This window comes from Paeniglutamicibacter psychrophenolicus, assembly GCF_030812255.1.
GTDB classification, from domain to species: Bacteria; Actinomycetota; Actinomycetes; order Actinomycetales; family Micrococcaceae; genus Paeniglutamicibacter; species Paeniglutamicibacter psychrophenolicus_A.
The window spans coordinates 141,006-164,411 of record NZ_JAUSSH010000009.1; the positions used below are offsets into that span (position 1 = coordinate 141,006).

The window sequence follows — 23,406 nt, forward strand, 5'->3', positions numbered from 1 at the left end:
GGCCCGGGACCGGCCGTTGGGCGGCACGGCGGGCCCCGCCGACCCGGGGGTAGGATCGTGGGGTGCGGGCCCAGCAGGCCCGCCGAGTCCCCACTGGAGGCAGGGAAATGCTCGTGCTCGTGCTGAACGCCGGCTCCTCGACGCTGAAGTACTCGGTCCGCCGGTTCGACCAGGAGCGCACCCTCGCCGGCGGCGAGCCGATCGCCAAGGGCGTCGTGGAGCGGATCGACGAGGGGGAGGTGGCCGACCACCGGGAGGCCTTCGAGATCGTGCGCGGCGAACTTGCCCAGGCGCTGCCCGGATGCGTCCCGGACGCCGTGGGGCACCGGGTGGTCCACGGCGGGGAACGCTTCACCGGACCCGCCCTGGTCGACGAGGAGGTCATCGGCGCCATCGAGCGGCTGAACGCGCTGGCTCCGCTGCACAACCCGCCCGGTGCTCTGTGCATCCGGGCCGCCACTGCGGCCTGGCCCGGCGTGCCGCAGGTGGCGGTCTTCGACACCTCCTTCCACCGCACCCTGCCCGAGCACGCGTGGCGCTACGCCCTGCCCGATGAGCTGTACCGGAGTCACGGGATTCGTCGCTACGGATTCCACGGCACCAGTGTGCAGTACGTGGGACGGCGGGCCGCGCAGGTGCTGGGCATTTCGTGGGAGGAGTTCAATGCGGTGATCGCGCACCTGGGCAACGGCTCCTCGGTCACCGCGGTCCGCGGCGGGCGCAGCGTGGACACCTCCATGGGATTCACCCCGCTGGAGGGCCTGGTCATGGGCACCCGGTCCGGGGACGTGGATCCCGGCGCGCTGGTGTTCCTGCAGCGCCTGGGCTACGGCCCCGATGAACTCGATGACCTGCTCAACCGGGATTCCGGGTTCAAGGCGATGGCCGGGAACAACGACATGCGCGCCATCACCCGGGCCGCCGCCGCCGGGAACCCGGAGGCGGAGCTGGCGCTGGAAACCGCGGTCCACCGGCTGGCCCGGTATATCGGCGGCTACCACGTGAGCTGCTCGGGGGCCCGTGCGGTGGTGCTCACCGGCGGCATCGGGGAGAACTCCGCCGACTTCCGGGCCCGGCTCCTGGTCAGGCTCGGGCCGCTGGGCATCAGGCTGGACGAGGCCGCGAACCGGCAGGCCGCCGGCCGGCAGGGACCCCGGGTGATCTCCACCGCGGATTCGGCCATCCCGGTGTTGGTCATCCCCACCGACGAGGAGCACGCCATCGCCGAGGCAACCATCGGCGCCGTCGGGCCACGCTGACCCGCCGGGGCCGCTGCCTCAGGCGGGCGGCGGCGGCTTTTCCTGCCGGGGTGGCCCCAGCGCGAAGCTCCTTTCCCCGCCGCCGGCAAGCATCGCGTGGTTCCCGTCGACGCAGATTGCCACCGGAGGCGCGGTGCACGGCTGCAGGCGCACCCGAAGGCTCCGGGGGTCCAGGCGCACATCGATGCGGTGTCCCCGGTACTGGAGCTGGAAGCGGACCCGGCCCAGGCGGGCGGGCATCCGGGGGGTGAAGCCCAGCGTGTCGGCCTCGATGCGCAGGCCGGCAAAGGCGCGGACGACGATGTCAATGGTCCCGGACATGGCGCCCAGGTGGATTCCCTCGCGCGTGGTGCCGCCCTGGCTGTCGTCAAGGTCGGCGACCAGCGCCTCGCGGAACATCTGCCAGGCCCGGGTTTCGTCAAAGCGGGAGAGCACCGAGGCATGCACCACGCGGCTGAGCGTGGATCCCTCCGAGGTCCGGGCGAGGTAGTACTCCACGGTGCGGGCCAGGTCCGCCTCGGTGGCGGCGTAGCCGAGCCGCCGCAGCTGGTCGATCACGCCTGCGGGCCCGAGCAGGTAGACAAGCATCAGCACGTCGGCCTGCTTGGCCAGTTTGTACCGGTTGGTTGCGTCGTTTTCGGCCTCGAGGATCAGGTCCATCCGCCCGATGTTGCCGTAGCGGGCGCGGTAGCGTGGCCAGTCCAGTTCGGCCAGGTCCTCGTACCCGTCGAACTGGCTGATGACCCCGTCGGCGTGGAAGTGGACCGCGAGCCCGGCGGCGAGTTCGGACCAGCGGGTGGTTTCGGCCGGACCGATGCGCAGCCGCTGCGCGAGGTCCTCACCCGGGTGGCCCGCCAGTTCGCGCAGCACATCGGCGGCGCGGTCGAAGACCCAGGAGGCCAGCACGTTGGTGTAGGCATTGTCGCGCAATCCCTCCCCGGGCGCGTCGGGGTATCCGTCGTGGAACTCGTCGGGCCCCATCACCCCGGTGATGCGGTGGCGCCGCATCACCGGGTCCCAGTCCGCGAGGGCGGAAAACGCCCGGGTGACCTCGAGGATCAGTTCCCCGCCGCGCGCCGCCAGCCAGTCCCGGTCGCCGGTGGCCTGGAAATGCTGCCAGGCGTTGTAGGCAACGGCGAGCCCGACGTGGCGCTGGCGGCGGGAGTTGTCCGGCATCCACCGGGCCGAGCGGGGGTTGTAGAGCTGGCGGGGGGTCTCTTCCCGCCCGTCGCTGCCGCTTTGCCAGGGGAAGAGCGCACCGTCCAGGCCCTGGGCGCGGGCTGCGGCGCGGGCGGCGCCCAGCCGGTTCCAGCGGTACTCCAGCAGGGACCGGCTGACCTCCGGGAGCCGCAGCCCGGTGACCGGCAGGACGAACAGCTCGTCCCAGAAGACGTGCCCGCGGTAGCCCTCCCCATGCAGGCCCCGGGCCGGCACGCCGGCGTCCAGGGCCGCGGTGTGCCCGGAGACCGCCTGCAGGAGGTGGAAGACGTGCAGGTTGAGCACCAGCTGGGACTGCGGGTCGGTGTCCAGGGTGATCGCGAACCGGTCCCACAGCCGTCCCCACGCCGCCTGGTGGTCCCGCAACAGCGCCCCGAATCCGGCGTCGTGCCTCGCAAGCCCGCCCAGGGCCGCGGTGGCCGGGGAGGAGATGGCCGCGTCCCGGGAGGTCGCCAGTGCCATCGAGCGCAGCATGGTCAAGGATTGCCCGTCGGCCAGTGCCAGGTTGTACTGCCTCAGGTACCGGCCGTTTCCGCCTTCGGCCTCGGGGACGGGGAAGGGTTTGGGGGCAGCCGGATCCCCGGCGAACGTGGTCCGCACGGCCACGGCAATGCGGATCCGGCTCTGGTTCGTCTCCACCTCGCACAGCACGGTGCTGCCGTCGGTCTCGGTGAACACCGCGTCCCGCAGGTGCCTTTGGCCGGTGCCCACGTAGTCGCGGACGTTGGTGTTGGCGACCCGCGCGTCGATGCCGGTGCGGATGGACACCGCAATGTCGGTGCCGTGGGCCGTCAGGGTGGTTTCGAGGGCGGCCAGGTGGGGGTTGTCCATGGAGACCAGCCGGCGCTGGAGAAGCACGAGCCGTTCCCCGCCCGGCCCGGCGAGGGTGGCCCGGCGGGTCAGCACGCCGCGGCGCAGGTCCAACTCGCTGCGCTCGCCCAGGACCTGCGTTTCCCCGCCCGACCACCAGGGGCCGTTCCCGAGGCGGATATCGACCGGCAGCCAGTTGGGGACGTTGACCAGGTGCTCCTCCTCCATCGCACGGCCCCGGATGATGCCCGCGGTCCGGTTGTAGACCCCGGCCAGGTAGGTCCCGGGATAGTGGATCCCGTCATCGCGGTGCTCCGGGCGGGCCCCGCGGGTGGCCATGTACCCGTTGCCCAGCGCGGTCAGCGCCTCCCGGTGCCCCTCGTGCGCCGGGTCGAACCCCTCATAGACAAGTGTCCAGGGATCGGTGCGCGAGGCACCGAGGTCAAGCTGGCCGACGTCACCCAGGACAATGTCGGCACCCGCCGCCTCCAGCGCCTCCCGCCGTCCGGCGCGGTCGATCCCGACCACCAGCCCGAAGCCGCCGACGCGGCCGGCCCGGATCCCGGGCACGTCGTCGTCGATGACAACGGCGCGCTCCGGGGGCACGCCGAGCCGGCGGGCCGCCTCGAGGAGCATCGCCGGATCCGGCTTGCCGGGCAGGCCCTGCTCCGCCGCAGCCTGGCCGTCGAGGACCACGTCGAACGCCGGCGCCAGGCCCGCGGAGGCCAGGAGGTCGACGGCGTTGCGGCCGGCGGCGACCAGCCCCACGGGCACCCCGCCCTCGCGCAGCCGTTCCAGCAGCGCCACCGTTCCGGGATAGGTGCCCAGCCCGTCCCGGGCCAGCGCGGCCAGGAACAGGTGCCGTTGGCGGGCCCCCAGCCCGTGGACACTCCAGGTCTCCGCGGCGTCCCGCGGGCCGCCGGCGGGAAGCCGAATGCCCCGGGAGGCCAGGAAGGCGCGGATGCCGTCCTGGAGGTTCCGCCCGTCCAGGTACAGCAGGTAGTCCCGGTCCATGTCGAAGGGGGCCGCATCGGCCCCGGCCCCGGAGCGGGGGTCCGCCAGCACCGCGTCGAAGAGCTCCTTCCAGGCCGCCGCATTGATGTGGGCGCTGCGGATGAGAACCCCGTCCAGGTCGAACAGCACAGCATCGTAGGGCACCTCGGCGGTCTCGGGGGACGGGCGCGGCGGGGTCCGGGGCTGGTTGCCCTGCATTCCGGGCAGCCCCTATGGTGCCTCGTGGCCGGGCCGGCCGGCGCGGCCGGGGGATGCGGCCCATTGCCAGTCCCGGATCTCGGGCAGGTCCTCGCCGTGGGTCCGGATGTAGGAGCGGTGCTCGACGAGCTTGTTCCTGAGTTCCTCGCGCACGCGGGCCGAGATGTCCTTGAGCCGCGGCACCCGGTCGATGACGGCGATGGCCAGGTTGAACCTGTCGATCCGGTTCAGCACACACATGTCGAACGGGGTGGTGGTGGTGCCTTCCTCCCGGAAGCCGTGGACGTGGAAGCCGCCGTGGTTGGTGCGCCGGTAGGTGAGCCTGTGGATCAGCCACGGGTAGCCGTGGTAGGCGAAGACCACGGGCTTGTCCGTGGTGAACAGGGCGTCGAATTCGCGGTCGGCCAGGCCGTGCGGGTTCGCGGCCCGGTCCTGGAGCCGCAGCAGGTCCACGACGTTGACCACCCGGATGGACAAATCCGGGAACCGGGAGTTCAGGATCTCGACGGCGGCGAGGGTTTCCATGGTCGGCACGTCCCCGGCGCAGCCCATCACCACGTCGGGTTCGGCATCCGCCTCCGTGCCGGCCCAGTCCCAGATGCCCAGGCCCTTGGTGCAGTGCACCACGGCGTCGTCCATGTCCAGGTACTGCAGCGCCGGCTGCTTGCCGGCCACGATCACGTTGACGCGCTGGCGGCTGCGCAGGGCATGGTCGGCAACCGACAGCAGGGTGTTGGTATCCGGCGGGAGGTACACCCGGATCACCTCGGACTTCTTGTTGAGCACGTGGTCGATGAAGCCGGGGTCCTGGTGGGAGAAGCCGTTGTGGTCCTGCCGCCAGACATGGGAGGTGAGCAGGTAGTTCAGTGAGGCGACCGGCCGGCGCCAGGGGATCGAGTTGGCCGTGTCCAGCCATTTGGCGTGCTGGTTGAACATGGAGTCGACGACGTGGATGAAGGCCTCGTAGCAGGAGAAGAATCCGTGCCGCCCGGTGAGCAGGTAGCCTTCCAGCCAGCCCTGGCAGGTGTGTTCGGAGAGGATTTCCATTACCCGTCCGTCGGGGGCCAGGTGGTCGTCCTCCGGGACGGTCCGGGCGTTCCAGGTGCGGTCGGTGGCTTCGAGGATGGCCGCGAGCCGGTTCGAGTTGTTCTCATCCGGGGAGAAGACCCGGAAGTTGTCCATGTTCGCCGCCATGACGTCGCGCAGCATCTGTCCCAGAACCCGGGTGGCTTCCACCGCGCCGGTGCCCGGTTCCTCCACCGGCACCGCGTAGTCGCGGAAATCGGGCATCCGCAGGTCCCGCAGCAGGACCCCGCCGTTGGCGTGCGCGGTGGCGCTCATCCGCCGCGGACCCATCGGGTGCAGGGCGCGGATGGCTTCGACCGGGGTCCCGGATGAGTCGAAGAGTTCCTCCGGCCGGTAGCTGCGCAGCCATTGCTCGAGGATCTTGCGGTGGTTGTCGTTTTCTCGTGCGGCGCCGAAGGGCACCTGGTGCGAGCGCCAGGAGCCTTCGACCTTCTGCCCGTCGACCTCGGAGGGGCCGGTCCAGCCCTTGGGGGAGCGGAGCACGATCATCGGCCAGCGCGGCCGCTGGACCAGGCCCTCTTCCCGGGCGGAGCGCCGGATCTCCATGATCGCTTCGAGGCAGGAATCCAGGGCCGCGGCGAAATCCTGGTGCATCTGTTCGGGGTCCTGGCCCTCCACGTAGTGGGGGATGTGGCCGTAGCCGCGCAGCAGCCCGTCCAGTTCGTCGCGGTCCATCCGGGCCAGGATCGTGGGGTTGGCGATCTTGTAGCCGTTCAGGTGCAGGATCGGCAGCACGGCACCGTCCCGGGCCGGGTTCATGAACTTGTTTGAGTGCCAGCTGGCTGCCAGCGGACCGGTCTCCGCCTCCCCGTCTCCCACCACGGCGGCGACGATGAGGTCCGGGTTGTCGAAGGCCGCCCCATAGGCGTGCGAGAGCGAATATCCCAGTTCCCCGCCCTCATGGATGGATCCGGGGGTTTCGGGGGCGACGTGGCTGGGGATGCCCCCGGGGAAGGAGAACTGCCTGAACAGCCGCTTCATCCCCTCCAGGTCCTGGGAGATATTGGGGTAGGTCTCGGAGTAGGTGCCTTCGAGCCATCCCGCCGCGACCGGGCCCGGCCCTCCGTGCCCCGGACCCATCACGTACATCATCTCCAGGTCCCGTTGCATGATGGCCCGGTTCAAGTGGGCGTAGATGAAATTCAGTCCCGGGGTGGTGCCCCAGTGCCCCAGCAGCCGTGGCTTGACATGCTCGGGCCTTAGCGGTTCACGCAGCAGCGGGTTGTCCATGAGATAGATCTGCCCCACGGAGAGGTAGTTTGCCGCCCGCCACCAGGCGTGGATGCGCTCCAGCTCGTCGGGGGCCAGTGCGGGATCCTTCTCGGATGCAGTGTGGAGATGGCTCATGGGGAGGTGGCTGCCTTTCGCTTCGTCATGGAAATGATGATCCGAACCGCCTGTCCCTGCCTTGTGTCGTCGGGGTGTCGCGGCTCCCGGTGCAGGCCGGTGGAACCGTGGCATCCAGGAGGGGATCCTTTCGAGGAGGACGCTGTTTCCAGACCGGGGCGGCGGGGTGCCAAGGTCCACGATTCCCACCCTAGCAACGCCGGGAGGAATATGCTCGGCCGGGACCAGGACGGCTTCTTCCCGGCGGCCGGTGTGTCCACGGTGGCGAAGCTGACGCCGGTGGTCGAGGATGGAAGAAACAGGGGAAATACCGTGCGCGCGATGAAAAGGAAACAAGCTCAATGAGCATGCTGAAACGCTACCCGTTGGTGGCGGCAACCGTGGTGGTGTTGATCGGCACGCTGGTGATGATTCCCCTGGGGCTGGGGGAGCCGGCGCGTTGGGTGGCCAGCGCTTTTTCGCTGGGCGTGGCGGCGAAACTGGGCTGGGGCATGGCCAGGGACATTGCCCGGGGACATTGGGGCATCGACATCCTGGCATTCACCGCGATCCTTGCCACGGTGTTCGTGGGCGAATGGGTCGCCGCGGTGATCATTTGCCTGATGCTCTCCGGTGGCGCGGCACTGGAGGACTACGCCCAGGAACGGGCCACCAGCTCGTTGTCGGAACTGCTCAAGCGGGTGCCGACGCACGCACACCGGGTCGAGGCGGAAGGGAACCTCACCGAGGTCAGGCTCGAGGACCTGGTTCCCGGGGATGTGGTGATGGTCCGCCCGGGTGAGGTGTTGCCGGTCGACGGGGTGCTGCTGGACGAGCAAGGTGCCTTTAACGAATCGTCGTTGACCGGTGAATCGCTGCCGGTGCACAAGGTTGCCGGGGAATTGCTGATGTCGGGTGCGGTCAACGGCATGCATGCGGTCCACCTGCGCGCCACGGCCAGTGCCGCGGATTCGCAATACTCGCGCATTGTCGAGCTGGTCAAGGAGGCCTCCGAGTCCCGCGCACCGGTGGTGCGGCTCGCGGACAGGTACGCGGTGCCGTTCACGTTGCTGGCCTACGTCGTTGCCGGCGCGGCCTGGTGGGTGAGCGGGGACCCCGTCCGGTTTGCCGAGGTGCTGGTGGTTGCCACCCCCTGCCCGCTGCTGATTGCGGCGCCGGTGGCGTTCATGGGCGGAATGAGCCGGGCGGCCAAGTCGGGCGTGATCGTCAAGGACGGCGGCACGCTCGAACGCCTGGCAGCGGTGAAGACCGTGGCGTTTGACAAGACCGGGACCCTGACACAGGGCACCCCGGTGTTGCGGGCGGTCAAGCCCGTCGGGGGGATCTCGGAGGACGAGCTTTTGGGATTGGTGGCTGCGGCCGAGCAATACTCCTCGCACGTGCTGGCTGCCTCGATCGTGGCCGCGGCACGGGAGCGGTCCCTGGCCATCGCCTCGGCATCCGCGGCCAGCGAGGTGGCAACGAACGGCGTGAGTGCGTTGGTGGACGGGCGCCGGGTACTGGTGGGCAAACCCGCGTGGGTCGACTCGCAGGTCCCCGACATGCAACGTTACGAGCTCGGCCCGGGAGAGTCCTCGGTGTACGTGGCGGTTGACGGCCGCTTTGCGGGGGTCCTGGTGCTGGCCGACGGGTTGCGCGCGGATGCCGGGGCGGCCTTGCACCAGCTCCGTTCCCTGGGGGTGACCGAAATGCTCATGCTCACCGGTGACCAGCGGGCCACCGCGGAGCACATTGCCGCAGAGATCGGCCTGGACCGGATCCAGGCCGAATGCCTGCCCGAGGACAAGGTTGCCTTGGTGCGGGACCTGGAGCACCGCCCGGTGATGATGGTCGGTGACGGCGTCAACGACGCCCCGGTGCTCGCCGCGGCCGACGTCGGGGTGGCCATGGGAGCCCGTGGTTCCACGGCGGCCTCGCAAAGCGCGGACGTGGTGATCATGACCGAACACCTCGCCCAGGTGGCCAACGCGGTGCGCATCGGCCAGGACACTGTGCGTATTGCGCTGCAGTCCATCTGGCTCGGGATCATCTTCTCGGTGGTGCTGATGCTGGTGGCGGCCACCGGGGTGCTTCCGGCGGTCCTTGGGGCGTTGAGCCAGGAGGTCGTGGACCTGGTGGCGATCCTCAGCGCCCTGCGGGCACTGAAGGGAAGGCGCAAGCAGCGCGCGGTTTCACCGCCGGCCCCACCCGGACCAGCCTCCGACGGTTCGAGGGCGGCACGGGAAAGCGCGGCGCCAGATTCCCCGGGCGTCGACAGAAATCCCTAGCAAAGGGACACACCGGGGTGCCTGTTGAGCCTGACACTGCCCCGCATCCCGGCCTTTGGCAACGAATTGGACGGCGGAACGGAACGAATCCGCAGGACTCCGGCCCCTGGGATCCGCCGTCGGCGAATCGGCACCCGGTGCAGGGGCTTATTCCGGCACCGGAATTTCGTGTGCCCGGCTCCGGCATTGGCGAGGGGAGTTCGTCGGCCCGCTCGCGCGCAACGGCGCCGGGACGCCAACGGGACGTGCCAGGCTCGAGGCTGGCTGCCAGACCGGACACACATGGGCCTGGCACGACTCGCAACTGTTTGGACCTGCCCCCGGCGGTCCCATTCCCCTGACCTGCCCGCCCGGCCCGTGGGGGCCGACCCGGCTCGCACTGTGGCCTGATGGAAGGATGTCCATCCCGTCGTTCATGGGATGCGACCTGTTGGAGAACTGTAGGGCACTGAAGAAAAGGCAGAAGGAAATCATCACCTACTTCGCCACCGAGGGCGCCTCCAACGGACCCGCTGAAGCCACCAATGGACGTCCCTGAAACCATCCACGGGGTTGTCCGGGAAATCCGGAACCTCGAGAACCACCACATCCTCCCGCTGCCCTCCGCCGGCGGCCGCCGGCACCACCGGACACAGGCCAACCTCACCACGCTGGAATCCGCAGGGCCCATTAAGCACCGCGAAACCCGGGCCGTTTACCGCCGCGATCCACGGTTCTTGGATGCCGGATTTTCAATGCTCGGGATGTCACGGTGGGGGATCGGCTTTCAAGACTGGCGATTTCCAACCAAAGCTTCGGTGATGCGCCGGGTGGGTAGTTGCAGAGACTTAGATGTTCCTAAGACCTGCCATGGGTCCCGGCGACACGGCGATCGCTTCTCAAGACTCTTGGTTCGTGGTCGTTGAGCAGATTTTAGCCATGTGATCCGAGTGACCCTGGGCCAGCGCAGAGTACCGCATCTCCGTCAGCTCACAGCGTGCGTGCGGAGGTATCTCCGTCGTCAACCGCCCCGGGAAGCGGCGCCGGGGAAGTGGCGTCCAATTCAGACTTGGCACTCCACGGACGCTGGCTGTGGAACTCCAGAAGCTGGGCACCCAGACCAAAGGACACCATCGCAAGCCACACCACAATGTTGAGCCACGGGACTTGCAAGGCGGTGATCAGGATCAGGCCCCCGACGAACGACTTCAGCACCGGGTGCTGATCGCCGCGGAACAGGAGCCGCCCAACATAGAAGGCCCCGTAGACGAACGTCGCGAGCGATAGGGCAATCCAGACCAGGAGTCCAGTGAGTGCGAGGGGAGCCCCGATGATCGTTACGAGTAGGACCAGCAGGGCAACGGGGACGGCGATGGCTGCCAGGAACCCGACCAGCAGAGCCTTCCAGGGTGACGGCATGAGGTGGTTGGTTACCCGTGTCAGCCAGCGTGGGAAGAGAAGCCCAGCGAAGAGGGTCACCAGGCTTAGTGCGACCAGAGCGTAGAGCAAGCCGCGCAACCAGGCTACGAATGAAGCACCGGGTGATCGTTCCTCGCTCGTTGATTGCGGCGGAGCGACGCGCTCCACTGCACCGTCAACCGCGCCCTGCGCGATTTGCGCTTCGGTGTCGCTGTAGTAGGTTGCGTTTCCCCCGACGGTTCCGTCGATGCTGAGGCGATCGACGCTGACCATCAGGTCTCGTCCGACATTGCCGGCGATCTTGAGGTCGCTGGCGGCGCCAACCAGGTCGTTGCCAAGCTTCCCGGTTGCGGTGACGATGATGCTGGCCGCGAAGATGGTTCCGCTGCGTGAGACGTCGCCGCTGATCGTGACGTTCTGCCCGGCAAGCCGCACGTTGCCGCCAACGTTGCCTGTGATGGTGATCGTCTGCGCCGCGGCGATCACGTCGCCGGTGACGTTGCCGCTGATTGTGACGTTCTGCCCGGAAGCATACACGTCCCCGTCGACCACGCCCGAGACCTCGACGGACAAATCGCTGTAGAACTGAGGACCTTCGCTTTTGCTCGACGCCGAAGGGGGTGGCGTCGGGGCGGCTTCAGCAGGTTCCGTCCCTGGGAAGAAGGCTAGAAAGCAGACCAATAGGACGGCCCCGGTAGAACGATAGATGCGGGAAAGAACATTCATTCCGATATCCTTCCAAACCTGGACAACACATCCACGAGGCGGCGTCCATGCGAACGCCAGACGGTAAGAATCAGTGACGCTAACAGGCTCGGCCCGTGGGATGAACCTTGACTCAGCCTATCCAGCGGGGTTGGCACCGGCAATAGGAAAGGCCTCGGTCGCGTGCCTTAACCCCTGGATAGCTAAAAGCAAAGGTCCTTGTCTGTTATCTGGGGCAGAAGACGGAAAAATCGTACGCAAAGAGTTGAGCCAGGTAGCAACTGGACTACAGCTTGCCAATGGAGGCCACTTAGAGCCTGTCCGTGACGGGAACCTTGACCGGGTTGGACGGCTTGAGGTGGGTACCCTTGCTTGTGGATTTCAGCGCCCGGTGGCGGCTTTCTGTGATTACTCCGTGTTGCAGTTCTGGTTTCTCCTTCTGTCTTGGATCACATGGGCCGCGAGACGTCAGCAGGACTCGGTTCGTGGCCGCGTGGATCTGGTTGCATCGGTTCACCAATGCCAGGACGGCAACAACCCGGGCGAAACTCGTCAACGTCCCGGCTCGAATCGCCTCCAACGCCCGAAATATCCGGATGCGCCTCCCCGAAACCTGGTCCTGGCAAGCTCCCTGGGAAAACCTCTTCGCCGCGGTGAACGCACCACCGCAACCGGCCAGAACAACTGACCGCCAGCCGCACCACGGCATCATCAGGAACCAACGTGGAACACCACCGGCAGGGAGGCCAGCCCATGGAAGTGGACACCGTTGTCGAGTAGTGCACCACAGACCTCACCTCTCGGCCTGCGCCTCGGTCGGGCCGTCTCCGACGTCGGCTGCAGTGCTCCTGCTCGAGGTGTTGGACGCTTGGGATGGCCTGAGACCCAACCGTGAAGGTGATTGCGGTGGCTCCGGTCGTTCCCGCGTCAAGAGATTTCGTTCCTGCCACTCACGCCGAATCCGGAACAGGCGGCCGCGACCGTGTCCCCAATGCCGGTCCGTCCCTCGGGACAACAGGCCTGTACTGTCGCATGATCGCCCGGGACTTCACACGCAATCGCAGCGTCACCGTACTGCTTGTCGTGCTGATGATGCTGTCGGTGGTGCTGGCCACCGCCAGTGCCGGAACACTGGTCCGTCTCATCGGTGCGTCGAGCAGTTTGACGACCAAGGCCGATGCGCCGCACGTGGCCCAGCTTCATGCGGGATCCTACGATCAGTCGGCGGTGGATCGCTGGGTCGCCGAACGGCCCGAGGTCGCCGAGCACCAGGCGATGCTGATGCTGGGCATCGATGGGGTGAACCTGTTCTTCGACGATGTACCGCAGACCACGAATATCCAGCAGAACTCTCTCGTGGTGCCCAACACGGAGCCCGACCTGCTGCTGGACCTGGACAACCAGCCGATCACTGAGGTCGCACCGGCACGATGGTGCTTCCGGTGATCTACGAGGTGGAGGCCGACCTCGAGGTCGGCGACACCGTCAGGATCACCGCGGCAGATGGCTTTACCAAGGGCTTCGAAGTCGCTGGCTTCGCAAGCGACTCGATCATGAACCCCGCACTCGCCAGTTCCAAGCGGCTCGCGGTGGCGGCTTCAGATTTGGAAGAGGTGCACGCGCACACCGGCACGGTGGAACACCTGGTGGAGTTCTGGTTGCACGACCCTGACACTCAGACCGCCGTGTTCGCCAAGGACTACCAGGACTCGGACATGCCCAAGGCCGGTCACATGGTCGATTCGGCGGCCTTTGAGATGTTCACGATGATCGGCGACGGGATGGTCGCCGCCGTCGTGATCCTGGTCTCCGTTCTGCTTCTCTTCGCGGGGCTGCTGTGTCTGCGGTTCTCCTTCCCCATGGCAGTCGAGCAGGATTACCGCGGGATCGGAGTGCTCAAGGCGATCGGCGTCGCACCACGCGACGTGAAGAAGATCTACCTCACCAAGTACGCCTTTCTTGCCACCATCGTCTCAGCACTCGGGTTGCTCGGCGGGTTGGCGCTAACCCCACTGCGCACCCGGAGCATCACCCGCTACATGGGCCCGTCCCGAGTATTTGGAACTGGATCGTGCCTGCGCTGGCTGCTTTGCTGATCTTTGCGATGATGGTGTTGTTCGTTCTGGTTCTCCTGCGCCGAATCAGCAGGATCAGCGCTGTCGCCGCGCTGAGCACCGGCGCGACCGGCCGGCAGTCCACCGTGGCGCGCCTGCGACTGTACCGGTCGCGGATGCCGGTGCACTTCCGGCTCGGGACGATGGACGTGGTCGGCTGCCTGCGGACCTACCTCTTGCTGTTCTTCGTCTTCGCGGTGAGCACCTTCATCATGATCGTGCCGATCAACTCCGCCACTACTGCCAGTGCTCCCGGCTTCATCAACTACATGGGCACCGGTGCCGTCGACCTACGCATTGACCTGCGCTACGCCGACGACACTTCGCCGGAGCACTTCTCGCAGACTGTCGAGTACCTGCGAGCGGATCCCGACGTGGCCACTATCGCACCGATGGTGACCACTCGGAACAACTCCATCGACAAGAACGGAAATACGATCAGCCTCTACGTCGAGAACGGCGACCATGCGCGGTTGCCCGTGATGTATGCAGACGGGCGGGCACCCGGGGACGACTCAGAGATCGCGCTGTCGCTGCTCGCGCTGAACCAGGCCGGACGCGAGGTCGTCGATACCCGTCCGATCGAAGTCGCCGGGCAGGACCGCGACGTCACCATCGTCGGTAGCTACCAGGACATCACCAACGGCGGCAAGACGGCCAAGTCAGCCCGGCCAACCGACGAGAGCGAGGTGATGTGGTGCATGATCGGCGTGGAACTGGCCCCCAGCACAGACGCCACCGGCAATGCAAAGGAGTATGCTGACCGGTTCGGTCCGGCGCAGGTCGCCGACATGGACAACGTCGTGCCCCCGGCGCCAGTCGGTGGGCGACGCTCCGAGTGCTTCGGGTCCTGGATTGGTGGGAAGGCCGTCCAGCGAGGAGGGGGCCTGCAAAAAGCCCATGACTCTGGCAGGCTGGTCCCATGAACGAGAGTCGCGCCTCGTGCCGGCCATGGGGGAGCGGGGTGATACTCCGGGAACAGGCTCGGGGATTCGTGAGAAGAGGACGCAATGAACGCGCTGAATAGGAAGAGCCCCATCTGGCACGCAGTGATCTGGATAGTGGCCTACGTCGTACTTGTCAACCTCGGTGATTGGCTATCTGAACTGATCGGTGGGTCGAACTTGGCAACCCCGTTGCTCCTGGTCGCATTCTCCATCGGATTGGTCTTCTACGTGGCGAGAAACGGCTGGCTGAACTTTTACGGGCTCGGGCCGCTTCGAAGAAGAAGTTTCACCGGTACCTGGCTGTATATCCCGTTAGTCGTCATCGTTTCCCTCCAGTTCTTCAAGGGCTTCAAGGAGAACCTTGACGTCACCGCGGTGCTGTTGATCGTCGTCCTGATGATCTGCGTCGGCTTCATCGAAGAGTTGCTGTTCAGGGGGTTCCTGTTCAAGGGCATACTGGCCAAGGGAACCCTCGCGCGCGCGGTGCTCATCTCGGGGGTCACCTTCGGGATCGGGCACGTCGTCAACCTGGCACGCGGGTACACCGGCACCGAGCAGCTCCTCCAGATCGGCTTCGGCATTCTCCTCGGAATCGTGCTTGCGCTCCTGTTTGCCGTTACCGGGACGATCATTCCCTTCATCATCTTCCATGTCCTGTTCAACATCAGCGGAAACCTGACTGCAGAAAACAACGAATACAACTTTTGGATGCTGCTGGCAACCGTGGTGATCAGCATCGGATATGGGGGGTACCTGGTCGGTAGGCTTCGCCGCCACGGTGCCGACCAGGGCGTGCGCGAGCCCATGATCCCAGCAGCGCGGGAGGTGACGCGATGAGGCACCAATCCGCGCTCACGCGACCCCGGGATACCGGGGGGCCAACCTCAGGGGGCCGGGCGTTTGGTGTCGCCTCCATCGCCGGAGCTTCGATCGTGCCCGTTTGGGCGCTCATTGCGCTGATCGCCGGTGGCCTGGCGACCTTGGCTTGGCTGCCGGTGCTCCTGGTCTACGTCGTCCCGTACAACCTTGTGTATCTCGCTCTGCTCGTCGCGGCGACCACCTTGGGGAGTCTCGCCAGCCGTCGACGCCCGGGACGGCGTCTCGGTCAAGCCGGGTTGATTCTCGTTGCCCTCCAAGTGATCGCGGTCCTCGCGTTTACCGTGTGGGCGCTGATCGATCGTGTGCCGGTCTAACCGGTAAAGCCCGAACGTCGTTGTCCTCAGCGGGAGCTGGCCCGCGAAAGCCTTGGGTTCACGTCACCGCGAAGCCGGCCAACACGAGAACCGCAAGCAAGATGCACGAGGTGATCACCAGGCTGGGGTGCTTTCCTTGCCCTGGTTCAAGTGCGGGCCAGCGCCACCCGAGCACGATGGCGGTGCCGACCGCGAGGACCGCGTAGACGAGCCATATTGGGAAGGGATCGAGGAGCCCCATCAGACCGGCTGGGAGAACCACGCCCAACAGGGCGGTCCCGGCGATAACACCGACCACGTGTGTCACAGCGCCCTGGCGCGTTGGCGTGTGCCGGGCGATGTGCCAGATGCCCCATACCGACCATCCGAGGGTGCCGAGGGCGATGACCGCGGTCAGCACCATGACCAATGTGTCGCTCACGTTGACGCACCGCCGTCCAGCAAAGCCGCAACGAGGTCACCCTGAAGCGTCACCAGCTGCGCTCCTGTCGGCACTGAGTTGACCACATAGGCCAGGCCGCGGCCGGTTCGGGGGCAGTAGCCCACGTAGGAGTGGTGGGACCCCGTAAGTCCGCTGTGGAAGATGAGGTCCTCCCCTCCGACAGTTGTGGCGAGAGCCCAGGTGATGGCGATCTGTGCTTCGGGCATCCAGGGCAAGATCGGCGCGGGTGCCACCGGTTCAAGCCCCGCCGCCCCGGGTTGGCGCCCATCCCGAGTCAGGCGCATCCAGGTGGCGAGGTCCGCGCTGGTGGACCACATGCCGCCGCCTGGCGCCAGTCCGTTCAGTGTCCACGGCTCGGCAGGACGTCCGCCGAGTAGGCCCTTGTCCCACCCCTTGGGCAGGCCAGACCGGGTGACCGGAAGGTGGGTGTCTGCCAGCGATAGCGGCTTGAGGATCCGCTGGCTGAGTAGCTCCTTGTAGGTGACTCCGGCCCGGATGGCCAGCAGATGGGCCAACAGCGCAATGCCGGCAGTGGAGTAGGAGTACCCGCCTCGTGCCTCCAAACGCTGGTCCAGTACGTCGGCCAGCGTCTCATCCGCGTTCTGGTGTGCACCGTCGGCGTGGAGCAGGCCGAACCACGTGTTGCGGCTGCCGGTCTGGGTTGCCGTGAAGTCCGGCAGGCCCGCTGTGTGTGACGCGAGTTCCCGCAAGGTCACCTGGGCCAGCTCCAATCCGTTCGCATCGAGGATCTCGTTGACCGTCGTATCCAGGGTCACCTCCCCCGTTTTGACCATGTCCATCAAGACAGCCCCACAGAATGTCTTGGAGACCGAGCCGATCTCGAACAGCGTCCGCTCGTTGGCACCGATGCCTGCGTACCTTGTGGCGTCGCCGTCGAGGTAGGCGAGCGAGACCCGGTTAAGCCCACGCAGGTACGGCTCCACCTGAGCCAGCAGGGTGGGATCTCCGCTGCGGCCGGACGCCAAACTCACCGGATGGGGTCCGACCAAAGCCAAGAGCCCCGCCGTGCCCAGGCCCGCCCCCGCTGCCAGCAGGACTCTCCGGGACATCTGGCTGGGAGAAGATGGCCTCTGATCGTGCTCCATTTTCAATATCCTACGCACAACCACACCGCTGCATGGGGGAATGCGGTCAAGAGATAGTCCTGGAGATGGGCGAGCGGGGCGGCAGTAGCACGATTCTCCCAGCACCAGTCAATACGCGCGGCATCTCGCAGATCCCTCGACTGGCATGACGGCGGTTGATGCATGCCAGATGGTTCGGTTTTCCCGGATGCTGCAATCGGGGCGCAGCCAGTGCATCGTGCGCGTTGATGTGAGCCGACTTCTCCGTGAGCCATGAACAGGTCCTTGGCCGCGCGTTGGTCGGCTGGCCGGACGAGGGTCTGACCAGCAGGACACCCAATACGGGGACGCATTCCGGGACTACCCCCCCATGCGAACGGTGCGTGCGGGGCGCACGACTTGTTGACGATGTGGCAAGCCGCAGGCGGGTCCGGCCGATCGGCCGCATTGGAGCATTCGCACGGGCACGGAATGGCTACTTGATCACATTTCGCATGCCGTCCAGGGAGGACAACCGGTATTAACCCACCGGTCGGAACCCCGGCTACGGATGCAGCTCGACGAGGAGCCGTCCGGCCGGATGTCCAAGTCACCTTGTAGACAAGGAAGAGTGGGTGCCCATGGGTGCGGGGGATCGTGGTGCGCTGGAGCTTTCGACCGGGGACGGCGCCCCCGTGTTTGTCTGGCGTATGGATTGATAACGGAATTATAACTTTTTGCTTTGGCGCCGTTAGCGTTACATGGTGGGTTGCCCCTAGGCAACCTCTCCCGATCCGGTTCGCACAACCCTACCGGCGGATCCAGGAGCAAGAATTCCCGGTAGGGGCGGAGGACCCAATTCAACCGTTCCCGGCCATTGGCCGTGGATCTTGGGGTGAAGTTGAGCCCGCCTTGGTGGGCTCGGCCGAGTTGATCTCATGACTCGAATCCGACAGCTAACTTCGCAGGCGACACATGAGAGGTAATCATTTGACCCAGCAGCAAAATTCCGGGCGCCGCCGCGCGTCCAACCCGGTTGATGCTTCGCCTGCCAACGGTTCCATGGAGCAGATCGTGGACACCGCACTGAACGGCGAAAGCACTTCCCGGCGCCCCGGCCGGCGCGCAGCAAGCGCGATCCCGGATTCCGTCGAGAATCCTGAAACCCTGCAGTACGGTGGCCGCCGCTTTGTGGCCAGCCCTCGCTATGCAGCCTCCCCGGAGACGGCATCCATTGCCGCCACCGAAATCCCTGCCGCGCCCGTTGCGCGGACGATGCCGCTGGCGATGCCCGCCGAAGGCGACAAGCTGGACAACGTCCTGAAGTCCGCTCCCCGGACCCTGCGCCCTCGACTTGGGTTTGTGCACAAGCTTGCCGCGGTCGCCGCCGTGACCGGCCTGGCATTCGCCGCCGCCCCGGCGCAGGAATCGGACGAAGTTGTCGCTGCTCCCCAGCGCGTCGCCCAGACGTCTGTCGCAGATGTCAAGGCCCCGGCCAACGACAAGCTCACGGTCGACCGCGCCTCGGTGACCAGCAAGTACGTCAAGGTGGTCAAGCCGGCACCTGTCACCACCGCTGCCGCCGGAAAGGTTGCCAAGAAAACCAAGCCGGCGCCCGCCACCACCGCCGACACTGGAAAAGTCACCAGGCTCTCCCAGCCCGTGGACAGCATCCGATTGACCTCCCGCTTCGGTTTCCGCAAGAACCCGACTGGCCCCGGCTACATGAACCACAACGGCCTGGATTTCGCGGTGCCCTCGGGAACCCCGATCAAGGCCGCCGCCGCCGGGACCGTCGTCCAGGCCGAGTGGGCCGGACACTCCGGTTTCCGTGTGAAGATCGACCACGGCAACGGGTTGGAGACCAGCTACAACCACAACTCGGCCCTGAAGGTGTCCGTGGGCCAGAAGGTCGAGCGCGGCGAGACCGTCTCCCTTGCGGGCAGCACGGGCAATTCCACCGGTCCCCATTTGCACCTCGAGGTCATCGTCAACGGCGAGTGGGTCAACCCCGAGGGCTGGCTCTAACGACTACTGCCACCGTTCCGTGTCCGGAACGGTGGCTATTGCCTGTGCCTTGTATTCCGCCTGGCGGATTCGCGGATGACAGAAGACGCCTGCCCCGGGCATTGGTGTCATCCATAGATAACGCAATGTTGCTCGCTACACCGCGACAACTAGGCGTTCAAGACACATGCCGGCTTCGGGGCCCTGCACTCATAACTGGACTACATACGGCGACGTTGCGATCGTGGCCGGCACTTGGGCACAGCCATTGGCTGCGATGGTCGCGAACTTTCCGATGCTCAACGCCTGGCGAATCCTGCAGAGCGGCGGGAAGATATCGCCAGGTTTCCGTTGGACCGAGCCTGGCCGAGTGGATGATCCCCAGAAGGTCCTTGAAGAGGAGGGCCTTCGTTTTGATCCAGAAGGACACGCGGATCCTGAACAGTTCATGGGTGCAGAGGAGCTTGCAGACGCTGCCGGCCTTGATGTCGACGATGCTGCGATGGCTGCACGACGAAAGAAAGGCAAACTTTCTGTCGGGGCCGCAAGTAGACCCTTCGTGAAGGCTGCCCAGCTTGAGTTCTTCGGGAGGGTTCGAGACTACGGACTTGTCAACGCGAGCAACATCGCCACATGGCGCAAGCCCCGCCCGCAACACTGGTACGACGTCGGCATAGGGGACAACCGCGGGCAAATCTCACTTATGGTCAATTCCCGGAAGAAGATCGTTACGGCGTTATTTTGGATCAACCACGACAAGGACCTCTATGCACAGTTGCTGGCTCAGCGCGAGGCCATTGAAAGCGACCTCGGCTTTGCCCTCGAGTGGGATGACAAGCCCGAACGCAAGGCTTCGAAGCTTGTCATCAGCCGTCACGGCGACTTTCTTGACGAAGCGCAATCCCAGGAACTTGTGGAGTGGCTTGTGACCATGGGAGACGGATTCGCGCGAGTGTTGCCGAAATATTTGTGAGGAATTGCCAACCATGGCCGCGAGACAGTGCGCCCTGCTTGATTCCTGGAGGACGATGAAACACCCGTGGTCAGCCAACAATTGGCAAAACACCTAATCACTCGGCCGGGGTATCCCAGCCCGCGGACTTGCGCGGCGTTCATTCAGTTGTCGGGCGACGTGTTCGAGCTCCTCCGGCCCATTTTCGGCAGGAACAGCGCTTTTGTGCATTGTTGCGCTTGAATCGATTCCGCGTACACCCGTGGAGGATCACCGCACTGCATCGCGCCTTGGGCAATTGGGTACATTGTGGTCCGGGCGGCCCCGAGCAACTTCAGTCAACTCCGCACTATCCTGCCTGCAACATTAGCGACCGGTAGGTTCGGATGTTTGCATTCCGTGGCGGATGGGACATCTGATCCGGAGGGCTCGAATCCGGCGACGACCAGGGCGCTGAACAGGAGCCGGGAAACCAGATCGGTGACCCCATGGGCGTTGCAACCATAGCCGAGCTTGATGTTGCCCTGGAACAGTCTTCGCCGATTTCCGGGGCGCCGGGCGGGCGGCTTGGGAACGGGGCCAATCGCAGCGGTGAAGCCGCCTGAACGCAGCGTTGACGCAGAAAAGGGGGAGAGGGCAGTCGGCCCTGGCGGCCACGGTGCCCCCTGAAACCTGGGAGGACGATCGAGGTTGTCATCCGGGGTGGGGCGACTTTAGAAAGATGCCTACATTAACCCTTGACGTGAGTGGGATCACATGGCCATACTGGTGCAATCGCGTTGCAACCAGTGCAACTCCTGTTCATTTTGGTGGTAGTCCAATGAATCAGAGCAACAACACTCCAAAACATTCCATTGCGACCTCGCACACAGCACACAATGGCATCGACCTGGGCCCCACGCTCAGCGGCCAGGAACGTCCCGATCCGGCCGGGGTCGGCAAGCAGACCCGACGCAAGGTCGTTGCCGCAAGCTTCATCGGCAATTTCGTGGAATGGTTCGACTACGCCGTCTACGGCTACCTCGCGGTCACCATCACCGCGGTCTTCTTCCCCGAGTCCGATCCGGCAACCGGCTTGATGCTGACCTTCGCGCTTTTCGCGGTCTCCTTCCTGGTCCGTCCGTTGGGTGGATTCGTCTGGGGGCACCTGGGTGACAAGATCGGTCGTCGAACAGCGTTGTCTTGGTCGATCCTGATCATGTCCGCCGCAACCTTCTGCATTGCACTGATTCCGTCCTACGACACCATCGGCATCTGGGCCCCGATCCTGCTGCTGATCATCCGCGTGGTCCAGGGCTTCTCCGCCTCCGGCGAGTACGCCGGCGCTTCGGCCTTCCTGGTCGAATACGCCCCGGCCAACCGGCGCGGCGTTTACGCCGCCGTTGTCCCGGCCAGCACCGCCACGGGGCTGCTGCTCGGCTCGCTGCTGGCGGCACTGCTCACCGGCCTGCTCGAGCCCGAACAAATGCAGTCGTGGGGCTGGCGACTGCCGTTCCTGCTGGCAGCCCCCATGGGCCTGATCGGCCGCTACATCCGCACCAAGCTCGAGGACTCGCCGGTCTTCAAGGAACTTGCCAAGGAAGACAACGCCATCAAGGCCCCGGTCAGCGCGCTGTTCAAGAACCATTGGCGCCAGCTCATCCAGGCCGTCGGCGCGGTGCTGCTCAACGCGGTGGGCTTCTACGTCATCCTCAGCTACATGCCCACCTACCTTTCCCAGGAACTGGGACTGGATGAAACGGCCTCCTACGTGGCCACGACCGTGGCGTTGGTGACCTACATCGGCTTCATCTTCCTCACCGGCATGCTCTCGGACCACTTCGGCCGCAAGAAGGTCTTGATGAGTGCCTCGATCCTCTTCGTGCTGCTCACCGTCCCGTCCTTCATGCTCCTGGACACGGGCAACTTCCTCATCATCATCCTCATCCAGATCCTGCTCGGTGGCATGCTGAGCCTCAACGACGGCACACTGCCCAGCTACCTGGCCGAGATGTTCCCGACCCGGGTCCGCTACTCCGGATTCGCCGTGTCCTTCAACCTCTCCAACGCCCTGTTCGGCGGCACCGCCCCGTTCGTGGCCACGCTGCTGATCGCCACCTCCGGATCCCTGCTGGCCCCCGGCTGGTACCTCATGGGAGCCGCCGTGATCTCCCTGGTCGCCGTGGCGCTCTCGGCGGAAACCAGCAAGAAGGCACTGGCCTGAGTTCCGGCACCCACCCGCATATCCACCCACACCGCAATACCCCAGCCATAAGGACACCATCATGAACGAAACAGCGAAAAGCGCAACCAACGTTTCCGAGCTTGAGCGCCTCAAGACCCTGCACAACGGCACCAAGCAGCAGCTGACCTTCTCGGACGCCGAGTTCGAGCGCCGCCTGGCCGGCCTGCGCAAGATCATGGCAGCCAAGGAACTGGACGCGGTCATCCTGACCAGCTACCACGGCATCAAGTACTACTCGGACTTCCTCTACACCACCTTCGGGCGCAACTACGCGCTGGTGGTCACCGCCGACAGCTCGACGACCATCACCGCGAACATCGACGCCGGCATGCCGTGGCGCACCAGCTACGGCGACAACATCGTCTACACCGACTGGAAGCGCGACAACTTCTACTACGGCCTGCAGGAGGCCCTGAAGCGCAACGGCGTGAAGGCAACCCGCATCGGCGTCGAGGACGACGCCCTGGCCCTGTTCACCCGCCAGGCCATCGCCGCCACCTTCGACGGTGCCACCCTGGTGGATGTCTCGCAGGATGCCATGCGCCAGCGCATGATCAAGTCCGCGGAGGAGATCGAGGTCATCAAGCACGGTGCCCGCATCGGCGACCTCGGCGGCGAGGCCATCAAGGCCGCGATCCGCGAGGGCATCACCGAGTACGAGGTCGCCCTGATCGGCACCGAGGCCATGGTCCACGAGATCGCCAAGACCTTCCCGCACCGCGAGGTCCGCGACACCTGGGTCTGGTTCCAGTCCGGGATCAACACCGACGGCGCCCACAACTGGGCCACCACCCGCAAGCTTCAGCGCGGGGACATCCTCTCGCTGAACTGCTTCCCGATGACCTCGGGCTACTACACCGCCCTGGAGCGCACCTTGTTCCTCGGTGAGCCGGACGCCCGTTCCCTGCAGGTGTGGAACGCGAACGTTGAGGTGCACAAGCGCGGCCTGGAATTGATCAAGCCCGGGGCTGTCTGCAAGGACATCGCCGCGGAGCTCAACGAGATCTTCATCGGCCACGGCCTGCTGCCCAACCGCACCTTCGGCTACGGCCACTCCTTCGGCGTGCTGTCGCACTACTACGGCCGCGAGGCCGGCCTGGAGCTGCGCGAGGACATCGACACGGTGCTGGAGCCGGGCATGGTGGTCTCCATGGAACCGAT

General features: G+C 65.8%; 17 protein-coding genes and 1 riboswitch. Of the genes, 12 read left to right on the top strand and 5 right to left on the bottom strand.

Going from position 1 to position 23,406, the window contains the following annotated elements:
* Nucleotides 1-107 precede the first annotated feature (107 nt).
* On the top strand, nucleotides 108-1,259 hold the full coding sequence (locus J2T21_RS13575) for an acetate kinase (RefSeq protein ID WP_307581910.1): 1,152 nt from the start codon (nucleotides 108-110) through the stop codon (nucleotides 1,257-1,259).
* 18 nt (nucleotides 1,260-1,277) lie between these two features.
* Here J2T21_RS13575 and J2T21_RS13580 read toward each other — a convergent pair whose 3' ends face one another.
* A complete protein-coding gene (locus J2T21_RS13580; protein ID WP_307581865.1) occupies nucleotides 1,278-4,499 on the bottom strand; it encodes an HAD-IA family hydrolase in 3,222 nt (1,073 codons plus the stop codon).
* A gap of 12 nt (nucleotides 4,500-4,511) precedes the next feature.
* Nucleotides 4,512-6,932 carry a phosphoketolase family protein gene (locus J2T21_RS13585; protein WP_307581866.1) on the bottom strand — a complete coding sequence of 807 codons (2,421 nt, stop codon included), beginning with the start codon at nucleotides 6,930-6,932 and terminating at the stop codon, nucleotides 4,512-4,514.
* 341 nt (nucleotides 6,933-7,273) lie between these two features.
* Between J2T21_RS13585 and J2T21_RS13590 the strand changes: the two genes are divergently transcribed.
* Together J2T21_RS13590 and J2T21_RS13595 are read left to right on the top strand one after the other, a co-directional pair.
* Nucleotides 7,274-9,199 (top strand): heavy metal translocating P-type ATPase, encoded by a 1,926-nt coding sequence (locus J2T21_RS13590; protein WP_307581867.1) that lies wholly within the window; start codon nucleotides 7,274-7,276, stop codon nucleotides 9,197-9,199.
* A 397-nt stretch (nucleotides 9,200-9,596) separates the two neighbouring features.
* Complete coding sequence (locus tag J2T21_RS13595; protein WP_307581869.1) at nucleotides 9,597-9,737, top strand: hypothetical protein; 141 nt, start codon at nucleotides 9,597-9,599, stop codon at nucleotides 9,735-9,737.
* A 431-nt stretch (nucleotides 9,738-10,168) separates the two neighbouring features.
* Here the strand turns inward: J2T21_RS13595 and J2T21_RS13600 are convergent, their stop codons facing one another.
* Nucleotides 10,169-11,323, bottom strand: coding sequence for a polymer-forming cytoskeletal protein (locus J2T21_RS13600; protein ID WP_307581870.1), 1,155 nt, complete (start codon nucleotides 11,321-11,323; stop codon nucleotides 10,169-10,171).
* A 1,011-nt stretch (nucleotides 11,324-12,334) separates the two neighbouring features.
* On the opposite strand from J2T21_RS13600, the gene J2T21_RS13605 reads away from it, so the two are divergent.
* From J2T21_RS13605 to J2T21_RS13625, 5 genes are all read left to right on the top strand, one after another.
* Nucleotides 12,335-12,748 (top strand): hypothetical protein, encoded by a 414-nt coding sequence (locus J2T21_RS13605; protein ID WP_307581872.1) that lies wholly within the window; start codon nucleotides 12,335-12,337, stop codon nucleotides 12,746-12,748.
* Entirely contained in the window at nucleotides 12,745-13,398 is a 654-nt protein-coding gene (locus J2T21_RS13610; protein ID WP_307581874.1) for an FtsX-like permease family protein, read from the top strand. The genes J2T21_RS13605 and J2T21_RS13610 overlap by 4 nt, the downstream gene beginning before the upstream one ends.
* On the top strand, nucleotides 13,374-14,342 hold the full coding sequence (locus tag J2T21_RS13615; RefSeq protein WP_307581876.1) for a hypothetical protein: 969 nt from the start codon (nucleotides 13,374-13,376) through the stop codon (nucleotides 14,340-14,342). The genes J2T21_RS13610 and J2T21_RS13615 overlap by 25 nt, the downstream gene beginning before the upstream one ends.
* An 84-nt stretch (nucleotides 14,343-14,426) precedes the next feature.
* Nucleotides 14,427-15,200, top strand: a complete 774-nt coding sequence (locus tag J2T21_RS13620) for a CPBP family intramembrane glutamic endopeptidase (protein WP_307581878.1) — start codon at nucleotides 14,427-14,429, stop codon at nucleotides 15,198-15,200.
* Between the two features lie 95 nt (nucleotides 15,201-15,295).
* On the top strand, nucleotides 15,296-15,556 hold the full coding sequence (locus J2T21_RS13625) for a hypothetical protein (RefSeq protein WP_307581880.1): 261 nt from the start codon (nucleotides 15,296-15,298) through the stop codon (nucleotides 15,554-15,556).
* A 58-nt stretch (nucleotides 15,557-15,614) separates the two neighbouring features.
* On the opposite strand, the gene J2T21_RS13630 is transcribed toward J2T21_RS13625, so the two are convergent.
* Entirely contained in the window at nucleotides 15,615-15,977 is a 363-nt protein-coding gene (locus J2T21_RS13630) for a hypothetical protein (RefSeq protein ID WP_307581882.1), read from the bottom strand.
* Nucleotides 15,974-17,104 (bottom strand): serine hydrolase domain-containing protein, encoded by a 1,131-nt coding sequence (locus J2T21_RS13635; protein ID WP_307581884.1) that lies wholly within the window; start codon nucleotides 17,102-17,104, stop codon nucleotides 15,974-15,976. Before J2T21_RS13635 ends, J2T21_RS13630 begins: the two co-directional genes overlap by 4 nt.
* A gap of 761 nt (nucleotides 17,105-17,865) precedes the next feature.
* A riboswitch (cyclic di-AMP (ydaO/yuaA leader) is annotated at nucleotides 17,866-18,049 on the top strand.
* A 3-nt stretch (nucleotides 18,050-18,052) separates the two neighbouring features.
* On the opposite strand from J2T21_RS13635, the gene J2T21_RS13640 reads away from it, so the two are divergent.
* The 4 genes from J2T21_RS13640 to J2T21_RS13655 form a co-directional block, all read left to right on the top strand.
* On the top strand, nucleotides 18,053-19,090 hold the full coding sequence (locus J2T21_RS13640; protein WP_307581885.1) for a M23 family metallopeptidase: 1,038 nt from the start codon (nucleotides 18,053-18,055) through the stop codon (nucleotides 19,088-19,090).
* A 223-nt stretch (nucleotides 19,091-19,313) separates the two neighbouring features.
* Nucleotides 19,314-20,042, top strand: a complete 729-nt coding sequence (locus tag J2T21_RS13645) for a DUF4268 domain-containing protein (protein ID WP_307581887.1) — start codon at nucleotides 19,314-19,316, stop codon at nucleotides 20,040-20,042.
* 799 nt (nucleotides 20,043-20,841) lie between these two features.
* Complete coding sequence (locus tag J2T21_RS13650; RefSeq protein WP_307581889.1) at nucleotides 20,842-22,224, top strand: MFS transporter; 1,383 nt, start codon at nucleotides 20,842-20,844, stop codon at nucleotides 22,222-22,224.
* Nucleotides 22,225-22,285: 61 nt separating this feature from the next.
* Nucleotides 22,286-23,406: aminopeptidase P family protein (locus J2T21_RS13655; protein ID WP_307581891.1), on the top strand; the 1,121-nt coding region annotated here is incomplete at its 3' end.